The organism is Fischerella sp. PCC 9605, assembly GCF_000517105.1.
In the GTDB taxonomy this organism is placed as follows: Bacteria; Cyanobacteriota; Cyanobacteriia; order Cyanobacteriales; family Nostocaceae; genus PCC9605.
In genome coordinates this window covers 296,511-309,494 of sequence record NZ_ALVT01000034.1, presented here as the reverse complement: position 1 = coordinate 309,494, position 12,984 = coordinate 296,511, and the positions used below count along the sequence as shown (strand labels likewise).

At 41.5% G+C, this 12,984-nt stretch carries 13 protein-coding genes and 2 pseudogenes; 3 read left to right on the top strand and 12 right to left on the bottom strand.

Going from position 1 to position 12,984, the window contains the following annotated elements:
- Positions 1-329: 329 nt before the first annotated feature.
- The gene (locus tag FIS9605_RS35975; RefSeq protein WP_035139290.1) at positions 330-1,154 is read left to right on the top strand and encodes a carbonic anhydrase; all 825 of its coding nucleotides are present in this window, start codon (positions 330-332) and stop codon (positions 1,152-1,154) included.
- A 376-nt stretch (positions 1,155-1,530) separates the two neighbouring features.
- Here the strand turns inward: FIS9605_RS35975 and FIS9605_RS0101885 are convergent, their stop codons facing one another.
- From FIS9605_RS0101885 to FIS9605_RS42245, 7 genes are all read right to left on the bottom strand, one after another.
- Positions 1,531-2,133: a cytochrome c oxidase subunit 3 gene (locus FIS9605_RS0101885; protein WP_026731076.1), complete on the bottom strand. Its 603-nt coding sequence runs from the start codon at positions 2,131-2,133 to the stop codon at positions 1,531-1,533.
- Between the two features lie 190 nt (positions 2,134-2,323).
- Positions 2,324-4,027 carry a cytochrome c oxidase subunit I gene (gene ctaD / locus FIS9605_RS0101875; protein ID WP_026731075.1) on the bottom strand — a complete coding sequence of 568 codons (1,704 nt, stop codon included), beginning with the start codon at positions 4,025-4,027 and terminating at the stop codon, positions 2,324-2,326.
- Between the two features lie 379 nt (positions 4,028-4,406).
- Positions 4,407-5,372, bottom strand: coding sequence for a cytochrome c oxidase subunit II (locus FIS9605_RS0101870; RefSeq protein WP_026731074.1), 966 nt, complete (start codon positions 5,370-5,372; stop codon positions 4,407-4,409).
- Between the two features lie 64 nt (positions 5,373-5,436).
- Complete coding sequence (locus FIS9605_RS0101865) at positions 5,437-6,042, bottom strand: DUF2231 domain-containing protein (RefSeq protein WP_026731073.1); 606 nt, start codon at positions 6,040-6,042, stop codon at positions 5,437-5,439.
- Positions 6,039-6,539: a DUF2231 domain-containing protein gene (locus FIS9605_RS0101860; protein WP_026731072.1), complete on the bottom strand. Its 501-nt coding sequence runs from the start codon at positions 6,537-6,539 to the stop codon at positions 6,039-6,041. Before FIS9605_RS0101860 ends, FIS9605_RS0101865 begins: the two co-directional genes overlap by 4 nt.
- A gap of 552 nt (positions 6,540-7,091) precedes the next feature.
- A complete protein-coding gene (locus FIS9605_RS0101855; RefSeq protein ID WP_026731071.1) occupies positions 7,092-7,571 on the bottom strand; it encodes a GNAT family N-acetyltransferase in 480 nt (159 codons plus the stop codon).
- A 108-nt stretch (positions 7,572-7,679) separates the two neighbouring features.
- A complete protein-coding gene (locus tag FIS9605_RS42245) occupies positions 7,680-7,829 on the bottom strand; it encodes a hypothetical protein (RefSeq protein WP_155960331.1) in 150 nt (49 codons plus the stop codon).
- Here FIS9605_RS42245 and FIS9605_RS0101850 point away from each other — a divergent pair, their 5' ends adjacent.
- Positions 7,830-8,351, top strand: coding sequence for a hydrogenase maturation protease (locus tag FIS9605_RS0101850; protein ID WP_051469899.1), 522 nt, complete (start codon positions 7,830-7,832; stop codon positions 8,349-8,351).
- A gap of 48 nt (positions 8,352-8,399) precedes the next feature.
- Here the strand turns inward: FIS9605_RS0101850 and FIS9605_RS0101845 are convergent, their stop codons facing one another.
- From FIS9605_RS0101845 to FIS9605_RS0101835, 3 genes and pseudogenes are all read right to left on the bottom strand, one after another.
- Positions 8,400-8,768, bottom strand: coding sequence for a hypothetical protein (locus tag FIS9605_RS0101845; protein WP_026731069.1), 369 nt, complete (start codon positions 8,766-8,768; stop codon positions 8,400-8,402).
- A 598-nt stretch (positions 8,769-9,366) separates the two neighbouring features.
- Positions 9,367-9,575: pseudogene (locus FIS9605_RS43790) on the bottom strand (ankyrin repeat domain-containing protein); the annotation flags it as partial.
- Between the two features lie 188 nt (positions 9,576-9,763).
- Entirely contained in the window at positions 9,764-10,360 is a 597-nt protein-coding gene (locus FIS9605_RS0101835) for a CBS domain-containing protein (RefSeq protein WP_026731068.1), read from the bottom strand.
- A gap of 1,026 nt (positions 10,361-11,386) precedes the next feature.
- Between FIS9605_RS0101835 and FIS9605_RS0101830 the strand changes: the two genes are divergently transcribed.
- On the top strand, positions 11,387-11,596 hold the full coding sequence (locus tag FIS9605_RS0101830; RefSeq protein ID WP_026731067.1) for a TOBE domain-containing protein: 210 nt from the start codon (positions 11,387-11,389) through the stop codon (positions 11,594-11,596).
- A gap of 82 nt (positions 11,597-11,678) precedes the next feature.
- Here the strand turns inward: FIS9605_RS0101830 and FIS9605_RS35965 are convergent.
- Positions 11,679-12,627, bottom strand: a pseudogene (locus tag FIS9605_RS35965) (heme o synthase).
- Positions 12,628-12,719: 92 nt separating this feature from the next.
- Positions 12,720-12,971, bottom strand: coding sequence for a FeoA family protein (locus FIS9605_RS0101820; protein ID WP_026731066.1), 252 nt, complete (start codon positions 12,969-12,971; stop codon positions 12,720-12,722).
- Positions 12,972-12,984: the final 13 nt, after the last annotated feature.

The window sequence follows — 12,984 nt, the reverse complement described above, 5'->3', positions numbered from 1 at the left end:
TTGCCTACAAGAGTGAGTAAAGATTTGCGTAAAATTGGTGATATCTTCGATTTAAATCTCAATTTTAGATATTGCTTTTTTAGTAAGTTTCACCTAGTCTCATATATTTTGGTTACTAACTTGACAATCGAATTGTTCGGGTTCGTATCGCCTGCGAAAATATCTGCTTTTTTCCGACTTTGTTACATTTGTGTTTCGAGTTTGTCACCGTCACTTATTTAATCTAATACCTAGATCACACTCCAAAACAGTAGTGCAGGCAGAGCCCTTGCTCACAAAACGTCCGCACTACATTTCTCAAAGCAAACACTGCCGAGGAGTTATAAGCAATGAAGAAATTACTTAAAGGTTTGCAGGAATTTCGGGCAAATTACGTCCCTGCCCATCGGGACTTGTTAGCACAACTCGCTCATGGTCAAAAGCCGAGAGTAATGTTCATTACTTGTTCTGACTCCCGGATTGACCCTAACCTACTTACCCAGACAGAGATAGGTGAGCTATTCATCGTTCGCAATGCCGGAAACATCATCCCGCCCTACGGAGCAACTAATGGGGGCGAAGGAGCAACGATTGAATATGCCATTCAAGCATTGGGCATCGAGCAAATCATTGTCTGCGGTCACTCCCAGTGCGGTGCAATGAACGGATTGCTACATCTCAACAAGCTTCAAGAAGATATGCCGCTAGTGTATGACTGGCTCAAGCACGCGGAAGCAACTCGTAGACTCGTGAAAGATAGCTACAAAAACTACACCGATAAAGAACTGTTAGAAATTGCGGTTGCGGAGAATGTGCTAACGCAAATCGAAAATTTGAAAACCTATCCATCAGTCCACTCCAAACTGTATCAAGGCAAGCTCCAGATTTACGGCTGGATTTACTACATTGAGACAGGCGAAGTGATGGCTTACGATCCCAAAACCCATACCTACATGCATCCCCAAAGTCAACTGCCTGACTATGATGCTAACGATGAGCCGACCCAAACGCCTTTTGTTCAGACCAGTGCTCCACCTGTTGCCTGCGAGTTCGCTCACCAGGAAGCCCTCTATGCAGAAATTGTTGGGCAAGATGGCAATGGTGCATCCCAAGAGCCTGTTTTGACACCTTGGCTCCCACCCGAACAAGTCCAAGCAGATCTATCGAGGGTCTAGAACACTGATTCAGTAATCTTCAAATGAAAAGAAGGACAAGGAGGACAAAACAATTCAAAAGTCAAAAGCATGCCCTCGAGCGCAGCGAAGGGTTAAAAGTCAAAAGTCAAAAGTAAAGATTTTAATTTTGATTTTTGACTTGGTACTTTTGACTTCCCGAAGGGTGTCTTCTTCCTCTCCCTTGTCTCACCAATCAAGACAATTGGTGCGTCATACTTAGTAAAATATTGCACAAATTCGTAACGAATTAAATTTGGAAACAGTCTGTGTTCCTCTGTGTTTAAAAAAGCTACGATTTTACGCAAAGCTGTACTTAAGCTAACGCACCAAAAGCTTTAACTTAGAGTGTAAATATCACTTCAACCAATAAATAACTTCACTGCCATATATAGATCAGAATAAACAAAATAATCCAAATTACGTCAACAAAGTGCCAAAACAGCGAAGTGGCATTCACTCCAAAGTGACCAGAATCGTAATTACCTGGAATGAAGGAACGTACCAAAATAATCAATTGCAACAAGATGCCAGTCAGAACGTGCAAACCGTGGAAACCAGTGAGCAGATAAAACATCCCACCAAATGCACCGGAAGTAAAGCCAAATTCCAAGCTATTCCATTCAATTGCCTGTCCAAACAAAAAGTAACTTCCCATCGCGATCGTCGCCAACAGATACAGGCGAAAACCCCATAAATTGTGACGTCCAAGGGCACGTTCTGCGAAGTAGATGACAAAGCTACTGGCAACAAGAACCACCGTATTAATTGCAGGCGCTACAACTTCTAATCCTTCAATACCAGGTGGCAGCCAGTTGGGAGTTGTTATTTTATAAACAATATATCCAGCGAAAAAGCTGAGAAAAATAACACTTTCAGATAGCAAAAACACAACGAAGCCAAACATCTTATTGCCTTCTTCGTCATGAACATGCTCTGTCTGATGCAGTTGCAACTCCTCTGAAATCATATAACCGTCCATTGCTTGAATTCTCCTTTATTTGCAAGCTGTGACAGCTTTGCTGAAGCGTGATGTGGAAATTCATGCTCAAGAATGAGCTTTTTAACTTCGTGTCTTAGTGTCTTGGTGGTTCTAATCATTGCTTTTTCACCACATAGACGCGCAGCGGCTTCCCGCAGGGTAGGCACAAAGACACAAAGATCTGGCCGCGTTATTCTACACCTGTCAAAGTTGGGCTGACAGATACATGCTTCTGTGTGTGAGCTTGAGCAACTAATGGTTCCGACTTGCCATAACCATAAGGTGCGCTGACAACAACAGGAATCTCTTCAAAGTTTTCTACAGGAGGTGGTGAAGAAACCTCCCATTCCAAGCCAATTGCGTGCCAGGGGTTATCTGGTGCTTTCTCACCCTGCATCCATGCACCAATCATATTGAGAATAAACGGTAGCGTAGACATACCTAATAGAAATGCGCCAAGACTAGCAACAATATTCCAGAATTCATACTCTGGTGCGTAGGAAGAGACTCTACGCAACATTCCTTGTAATCCTAAGGGATGCATGGGGAAAAAGTTAAGGTTAGTGCCGATGAATGCTAACCAGAAGTGTAGTTGGCCTAAGCCTTCGTAGTACATCCGTCCAGTCATCTTCGGGAACCAGTGATAGATGGCTGCATACATTCCCATCGTCACCGTCCCATACAGAACATAATGGAAGTGACCAACAACAAAGTAGGTATTGTTGACGTGAACATCAACAGGCACGGAGGAAAGTATGATGCCTGTAATGCCTGCAAACACAAACAACACCAATCCACCTAGGGCAAACAGCATGGGTGTAGTTAACCGCATTCTACCGCCCCAAATCGTCGCTACCCAGGCAAACACCTTAATACCAGTGGGTACAGATACAAACATCGTTGTCAGCATGAAAATCATCCGCATCCAGCCGGGAGTACCACTGACGTACATGTGATGTACCCAGACAATAGCGCTGACTACGGCAATCAGGAGTGAGGAAACGGCGACTACTTTATAACCAAATAGGGGTTTACGGGCATAAACTGGAAATATTTCCGAGAAAATGCCGAAAATGGGCAAAATTATCACGTAAACAGCGGGGTGGGAGTAGAACCAGAAGTAATGCTGGAACATAACTGGATTCCCTCCATTGGCGGGATCAAAAAAGCCCGTACCAACTGTGAGGTCGAGTAGCAGCATCACCGCGCCTGCTGTCAGTGCTGGGAGTCCGAAGAGTTGGATAATCTGAGCGCTGAATACTGCCCAAACAAATAAGGGCATCCGGAAGAAAGTCATGCCCGGTGCGCGCATCTTGACTATGGTGGTGACAAAGTTGACTGCCCCCATAATTGAGGATACGCCGGAAATTGCTACCGCCAACAGCCAGATAACTTGACCGTTAATTAAGTTACCTGTGGGGTTTTGGAGACTAACTGGCGGGTAAGACCACCAACCAGCTTGGGCTGGGCCGCCAGGGACAAAAAAGCTGGCCATCAATAGAATGCCGACTATCGGCACCATCCAAAAGGCGGCGGCGTTGAGGCGGGGAAATGCCATGTCGCGTGCGCCAATCATAAGTGGTACGAGGTAGTTGGCTAGGCCTACCAGTGATGGGAATGTCCACAAGAACAGCATGACTGTGCCATGCATGGTGAACATACCGTTGTACATGGTGCGATCGACTAAATCTGCTTCGGGTGTAATTAATTCCCCCCGCAGCACCATCGCAAATATACCGCCGACAAGAAAGAATATGAACGAGGTAACAAGATACTGAATACCAATGACCTTGTGGTCAGTGCTAAAGCTGAAGTATCGCTTCCAGTCGTTGGAACTGTCGTGGTGAGATTGTTCATCTGCGATACCGATGCTTTCGATGGAAATATTCGTCATCGCTTTGTTTCCTTTATATGGGAAAATACTGATGGTTGTTGACCCGCCCAACTGTAGGTCACATAAAGGCTAATCCGAAGTAGCAGCTACTTTGCTTGCCGCAGAAACATCAGAGATCGCTTAAGACGTAAGCGAATCGTGGTTGACTATTGTCGTAAATCCAAGGTAAACGTGTCGAAGCAAAAATCAAACTGCCGCTGCGTTGCAGGGCGGCTGCCTGGGTTCCTCCTTGAGAGGATAAACGGTGCAAACCGAGAGACGCTGTGTAAGACCATCATCGGGTTTAGTCCCGAACTCCTAGCGATAGGAATTCCTAACGTGGCGATGGCGAATGAGACAGGAAGCCCCAGACGTAGCGTAAGCGAAGTCTGTGGGTACTTCACCCAGGATAATTGACTAGAGGAGGTTCGGCAGGGGCGACTGTTGCCCAACCGGATGGGGATGACTGATTTGCAGCTTGGGCATATTCAGAAGCTGCCTGATTTGATGCAGTTGTCGGCTTGTGGGTTGCAGTTTTGGCAAGCCAATGGTGGTAATCTTCAGCGGATTCAACTACTACATTCGCTTGCATGGTTGCAAAGTAAGTGCCACTGTATTGAGAATCAGTCAGTCGATATTTGCCAGTACGGATAGGAGTGAATTCAAAGTCAATAGTTTGATTGGGAACAATATCTTGCTTTACACGAAAGGCGGGAACGTAGAAGCCGTGTAGAACATCCTCTGATTGCAGTGCCAAACGCACTCTTTTATTAGCAGGTAGGTGCAGTTCAGTACTGGTGACATTTTTTTCTGGATAGTGGAAGACCCAAGCCCATTGTTTAGCAAGAACGTCGATTTTTTCTACAGATTCTGAGTTTGCCACCAATACAGAAGATGTCTCCGCGTCACCGTGTCCCCGCGTCCCCGTGTCCTGCATCGGTGCTGCATAGGCCGATTCCATTCCTATTGGGATGTGCAGGTGGACGTGCTCCATTGGTCCTTGAATACCCATTTGCTCGTAGATTTGGTAGCTGTAACCAGCAATCCAAAACACTAGCAAAATTGGAATGGCTGTCCAGACAACTTCTAGGGTTATATTACCTTCTATTGGAGGCCCGTCAATAATCTCGCCCTTTTTCGCCCGATGGAAAATTACGGAATATATCAGCGTTCCGGTAACTCCCAGGAAAATGAATGCTCCGAGTGTAACCAAGAAGCTAATCAAATCATCAACGAGTCGCGATTCAGCAGCAGCTTCTGGAGGAAGCCAGGAGTAAGCCTGTTTCCCAATCCAGAGACTGGTAGTAACAAGAGCGATCGCACTCGTAATCAAGGTTAAAATCTTCAGTAATTTCTGGATTTTCATGGTTAGTAGTTGGTGGTTGGTGGTTGGTTGAAACAAACAACAAACAACAGTCAACAATCAACATTTACTTAATCATTGCGTTGAGGTCTTGACCGACTCTTAGTAACTGGTCGGCAGTATTGTGTACTCCAAATTCAGCAGCTAGTTGTGCTCCCAGTGTGCCGTGGACGTACATCACAAACATGATTGCCATTCCCACAACTAGATAACTCAGCTGCACTTGTCTATCTTCGTCTTTGCGCCAAGCGAAGCGCTGGAATCCCCGCCAAACTGTCATGCCAACAATTAGCGCTAATAGTAAAACACCACCTACACCATGCCAAAGCATTGTTTCCATGGCCTGCAATCCCCAAGCACTCTTCACATCTAGTGGCGCTTCTGCCAACATGATTTCATAAAAGCCTGCTGCCACTGTAAAAAAGGTGATGATGGCAGAAGCTAGCATGTTGTACCAGCCAACATCAAAGAAGTTGGCACGTTCAACCGGAATTGCCAAAAACTTAAAGACGAATTTTTGCAGGGGAAAGAATACACCGACAATATCAAAGAAAATCCCAATGATGAACAAACCCAAGGTGAGATGAACTAAGTTGGGATGAATAGGAATGGTGTAAGGCAGTCCGTTTGCGCCTAATTGCACTTTCAATTGGTCAATTAGTTCAGAGTTCATCGCAAAATACCATCCTTTACCGCTTCAACAACTGGTACTGTGTGCAGTCCATACACCCAAACAAGTTGATCCCCCAGATATACTTGCATACCAACTATGACAGTCAATATCAGCCCTACTCCCAAATAAGCAATTGGTAATTTCTGGGGGTTGCGTGTACGAATTACATAACGCCAAGCTGTAATTGCTGCAATGATTCCCGAAAGTGACCAGCCAATCAGGGTATGCATATTCAGCACTGATTTTGCTAGGTGGTAAGGTCTTGCTAGACCTGCTTCAAACTGACCAAAAATGATAGCGACGAAGATAGCAATGGTAGCTAGAAACATATTCCACCAACTCACCTCAAAAAGACGGGAGTTACGGGTAAAATAACCAACTACATCGCAAACAAAAGCAAACAACACCATCGCAATTACAAAGTGAACGATGATGGGATGAATCGTGTCTGGATAAGGTAAATTATGGTCGTTCAAACGTGTTAAATACTCAAGCATGGAATTCTCCTAGGCATATCTACTGCATATAAGCTCAACTTCCAAGATTGGCATTCATAAATATCACTACAGGCATTCATATCTAACCGATATAGTTATAATCTGTACGTGACGAAATCCGGTTAGTTAAGAATCAGCTTGGTTTTAGGCTTGGATGAATTTAGTTTAATTTTTAGACTCAAAACTTAATAATTAGCATACAACGATAATATTCTTAAACAAAACTAAAAAATGTATTTTTTAATTAGAACTATAATTACCAAATGTGAATAGTGAACTATTATTAGTAATGTATTGATATAAACTTTTTGCTGATTAATAAAAATATTTTTCAGTAATTTTATATGAAAAAATAATGGTATAATACAAACTAAATTTTATTTGTAAATAAAAACATCAAATAATTCTTCAGTTTTTCTAATTTACACCTGATATGAATTTAATGACACAGTTGAGCTGATGCAGATAACACCGAAACTCTAAGCAATCACCCCTCGCCGTTCGGCTCCAACCCACTGTTGGGCTGCTTGACTATCACTCCTGATTTTGCGGTTATAAAATCTTCTCCATGAACACAGTACAGGAACTATCGTTGTAGCGTTCAATTGGGTAGAAATCAAGTTTTCTGTAAAGTTTGAGTGCTTGTGGTTGCCGCTCATCGTTAGCGAGGTCAAGTCTCACTTTCCAATATCCTGCCTGCCGTGCAAAATCGAAGAGCATTTGAGCCATTTTCCAGCCTAACCCCTGTCCTCGATACTCTTTGAGAAACCACATTCGCTTGAGTTCACAGATTTGATCATCGAATCGTCGAATTGCCCCAGTGCCTACAACTTGTTCACCATCGACCAAGACCAAGAAAGTACCACGGTTGTCGAAATAGTGTGACTGCACATTCTCGATATCGGACATTGAATCTAAGCGCCTGAAATCAGCTTCAGTCAGTACACCTTGCCAAATTTCTAGTGAAACTCCCATAACGATTTGCTTGGCTTGTTCTATCTGATGTCGCTGGATTGGTCTAATCTCAATCAATGGCTTGCTCTACATCGGTAATATTTCACAGAACTCAACCTATCATCAAATTAATCTTTTTCGCCACAATGAGAAAGCAATCTGCCTTTTAGCTAATTAAAATCGACTTTATCTATTTTCCCGATGCAGTGACCAGCTATGGTGTCGTGAGGATAGGCGATCGCCAACCATAATAGCTTTTCGTTCCAGCGAACCCACCAAAACGTAGTGCGATCGCTTGACTTTTAAGACAGTCGCTACAGACTTTAGGAATAACAAATGACAAACGAAATAGACGCACTTTATTCAGCTTCCCGCAGGGTAGGACAAATAACGATTATTGGTTGTGGAAATCTTAACCGCAGCGATGATGCTGTAGGCGTAATTATTGCTCAACGCCTACAGCAATATCTCGCCAAACATCCCCATCCTCACTTACAAGTTTATGATTGCGGAACTGCTGGGATGGAAGTGATGTTTCAAGCAAGAGGTAGTAAACAGTTAATAATTATTGATGCAAGTGCAACGGGTTCCGAACCGGGCGCTGTGTTTAAAGTTCCTGGAAAAGAACTAGAGGCCCTGCCGGAACCTACTTATAATTTGCATGATTTTCGTTGGGATAATGCTTTAGCCGCAGGTAGGAAAATCTTTGAGAATGACTTTCCCCAAGAGGTGATAGTTTACCTAATTGAAGCAGCAAATCTTGGTTTTGGTTGGGAGTTAAGTCCTGTTGTCAAAAACTCTGCTGACTTAGTTTTTGCAGAAATTAAAGCAATGATTGAACAGGGAGTTAGTGGTTAGTAGTTAGTAGTAAACACCCAACAACAAACAACCAACAACCAACAACCATTAAGCCATATCTCGGTAAACTGATAGCTCATCTACTCTCATTTCAAAAGGCATTCCTTCTTTTTTGGGTGGATAAACGCGAATTTTAGCACTGCTCACGATCTCACCTAAAACTGCTGCCATTGGCACGATTTTTTGAAGGACACGCCAGTTAGTAATTTGGTCTGTACATTCGATTACTAAGGTTAAAGCACTAGCATGACTTGTGACATACCATCGACAACTAGATAACAAATTTTGAATAGTGCGATCGCAAGCATTATAAAAATAACTGCTAATAGAATTCTCTAGTCGCTGGCGCAGTATAATATCTGCTGATGTCAGTTGAATAGGATGTGAATCATCCTTGGGCAAAAAATTCTTCTTCATCTCCTTCTCTCTGCGATTCTCAATTTACTTTCTAAGTACAATTGCATATAGTACATCTCAATTAGTCTCTAAAGAGTCTAAGTTCCATAATCATCAAAGGCAGCTATTTCACTACATTTGACCTCCCAGCTATCGCTACACATATACAGCTTTTGTCCAAAAAAGCTAGCTAGACCTATAATAAACATAAATAATCAAAAAAAAGAATCTTTTGATACTATTAATTTGTAAAATATAACTCTCAAAAATATCATCAATTAATTCATAAATAAGGGTTAGAAAATTATTCTCAACTTCCAAATTATATCTACTATCTGTTATGCCTCAAGTTTCCCTGAAATGTACGTAAACTCCCGTGAAATAAAGAGTATATGCTGATGACTTCCTTGCAACTTCTAAGAATTATCTTGCTAAAAGTTCTCAAAGAAAATTGCACGGTTTAACCAAATAAATAAAGGTATTTGATTCATGATATTTATTCTCACTCTTCTATGAATCTAGGATAAACATTAAACGCATATGACTGAGTAGATGCATTTATATGCTTGAGGTCGGGTAAGACCGATCAGTAGGATTACTTTGTAGGTCATGATAAGTTTTACCCGATTTTACTGTAATTGAGTGCATTTTTAATAATTCTTAAGACTTCTAAAGTGGCAGCAAAATCTATTGCTTTGAAGTCGTCTAACTTTTGTAACTCTAAATTTGGATGGTGTTCTAAAAGTAACTGAACTACTTCTGTCTTACCAGCCAATGCGCCTACATCAAAACTGTGGCACCATTATTATTTTGATTATCAATGTTAACTAATGTAGGGTAGGTATCACTTAATATACTCGAAGAATCTTAATTTCACGCCGATGGGGTGTGTCTACCCTACGGTTATTAAGAATGGTGCAAGATATCAATTTGGATAAACCCGGCTTCTTGTAGAAACCGGGTTTCTATTAATTCAGGATCAGTTGCTAAGTCAGATTACTTTTACGATCAGACTGTTAACCTACACTCACTGATTGACGTCCATTAGAAAATAGCTCTCTAGCTGATTTTTCTGGTTTTGGTGCGCCATAAAAACATGCTTCTGCTTGGAGTTCCTCTACAAAATTCCAAGCTTCAACAGCTTTTTTAGAATCCGCACCATAGTTAACGGAAATTGAGCGAGCATTCGATATGGCTTTGTGGAGTTCTTTTTGCAAGAATTCTAGCTTGGGCTTTTCAAGAAAGTCACCCTTAGTAATAATATCGGTGGTAGAAATAATACCAAGTAGTTCACCTTGGATAACAGGCGCACGCCAAACACCTGTATTGGCAAATAACCGTGCTACATATTCCACGTCAAGGTCAGGATTGACAACGATGCAGGGCTTGCTCATAATTTCGTAGACATGTGTCTGTTTGGGGTCTTTTCCATAAGCGACCACCTTAGACACAATATCAGTCTCGGTAACAATACCGTAAGCATCTGCATCGTTACGAGGTTCTACAATCAACGCTCGCAATTCTTTGAGCCTCATGAGTCTGACTGCTTCTGCTACAGTAGCTGAACCGCGGATAGTTGCTACATCTTGAGTCATAATGTGTTTGGCTCTCATAATTCCTGCTCCTTTTCCTTTATGTAAGGAAATCGCCTCTATCATTCTTTCCTAGCTGCGTGCGCCTCAAGCACACACGCCTTACCTAAACTCAGGTTGTTTTGATTCACTGCTTCCAAAAGCGATTACGAAAATTGCGAAGTGTTGTTCTCTTCTCTCTAAATAAATCTGAATTTTTCTAGGAGTCAACTTACGCATTCCCCCGTTATTTACTATCTTGAATATATCTTCTTTGCTCCCAGTTTTCAAATTCTCTAAGCTTTAGCATTGAATTTATTTAGAGAACTATTTTATCGCTTTTTGCTGCTGAAGTTTAGGATTATTGGCAACGCTTTAGCCTACATTCATATAATATCCTCATAAAAAATTTGGACAAGGGGTCAGTTATAAAACTTTGCAGAAATATCTAAATATGAAATATTAAAAAAACACAAAAAAATATGTTTTTTGAACTGAAAAGAGGTAGTAGATAATGGTTAAAACAACAATTACAATTCTTATTAAGAAGAAAATTGCGATTAAATATCAATAATTATAGTGTCTTAGAGATTTTTGGTACAAAAAATTGGTCTGTAGAGATGCGAAATTTCGCGTCTCTACAAAGGGTTGTGACGTATTGGGATTTAGGGGGACTCTAAGAATCAAGTTCTGCTCACCGAACTGTATTGTCTTATGGTGAGAATCAATTGGATGGAATACAGCTTGATTGTAATAGGGGTACAAAATTATTTTGTTCCTATCTCGTTTTGCATTAAAATGTAATTATTTATTAGTAAGAGCTTGCAAGTATTTAATTGTAAGATATGATTCTTGCTGAATTTGTTTTTCAAAACTTATGCTGTTCCGGCATTGGTTTCATACAGCTTTACCAGCTAGCTTTGCCACAACAGTAAGTATCTGATATGTGAAAAGTCAAACTTGCAATTTTATATATGATAAATTATAAATACAATCTAAAGAAATACTTATAAATTATGCAAAATAGATATTATTGATGAGGAAAAATTGTCACAACAATATCAAGATATGAAAATTAGCGCTCGTAATACTCTTAAAGCTACTGTGAAAAAAGTTGTACCAGGTTCTGTCAATACAGAAGTTACTTTAGAACTTGCACCTGGAGTAGAGGTGACTGCAATCATTACAAAAGCCTCAGCAGACAGCCTCCAACTAGCAGAAGGAAAAGAAGCTTACGCTGTGGTTAAAGCAACAGATGTTATGATTGCTGTTGATTAAGAAATGTTGTTGGTTGTTTGTTGGTTGTTGGTTGTTGATTGAAACAAACAACGAACAACAACCAACAAAGAACAAAATTTAACTAACCACTAACAAATCTAATAATTAACTCAGTAAGTTGATGAGTAATAGGTAAACTATCAACTACCATTGCAGCGCACAGTAACATCATGTAGAGAATAGAGTAGAGGAATAGCGATCGCGCTAATTGTTTTTCTTCTGGGGCTTGCAACAACGCCCACGCTTTTTTGATGAAGATAGCCCCCAATACAAAAGCAGTGCAGCTGTAAATAGCACCCATCACTTGCAGAGGATCTATCAATAAAAATGTGGCAGGAATAAGCACTAAAGTATACGCCCAAATCTGCCTAGCAGCAGTGAGACTATCAGCAACTACAGGCAGCATTGGCACACCCACCTTGGCATAATCTTCACTAATCATCAATGCCAGTGCCCAGAAGTGGGGGGGGTGTCCACAGGAATACGATCGCAAATAATAGCCACGCCGTCCAGCTAAGTGTACCCGTTACCGCTGCCCAACCGACCAAAGCCGGAACAGCCCCAGCCGCACCACCAATGACGATGTTAAGAGATGTGTGACGCTTGAGTAAATGGGTGTAGACGCCCACATAAAATAAAATACCGGACATTGCTAACAGAGCGCTCAACAAATTTACAAAGACTGCCAGCAACGTGAAAGAAATACAAGCTAGGGCGATCGCAAATATTAAAGCATGAGCAGGTTGCACTCTACCAGAAGGCAAAGGACGGTGGCGCGTGCGTTCCATTTCATAATCGATATCGCGATCATAGATACAATTAAATGTTTGGGCGCTAGCAGCAGCAAAAGTACCACCAGCCAGGGTTACTAGCAGCAATACAGGATCTAATTTTCCTCTAGATGCAATAGACATGCTTGCAGCCGTAGTAATCAGCAACAGAGGGATAATGCGGGGCTTTGTTAGCTGATAGTAACTCTGAGCAACTTGTAAAAAGTTGTGATAGTGGCGCGTGACGGTATTCCCGTTCATATTTTTACTAGTCCCTCTATTGTGAAAATAAGGAAGAAAAAGAGGAAAGAAGGAAGAAGGTGTAAGGATTTTCATCCATTCTCAGAACGCGATTATCTATTAACAACTCGGACATAAAGTGTGCGAGCAATTACCTTATCGATTACCAAGCTTTGATGTCCTACTTTGAGAACAAAATTGGGAAATCGCTGTTCTAAAGTAATGTAAGTTCCTGGAATTAGCCCCAAAGATATCACTTGGTTGAGGATTTTTTCGTCCTGACTGTTACAGAACTGAATGATTCCTTTTTCTCCTATCTTCAGCAATACTAATGAAGACCCAGTAACACTAAAGCTGTTAAACATTAGTGGTTAGTAG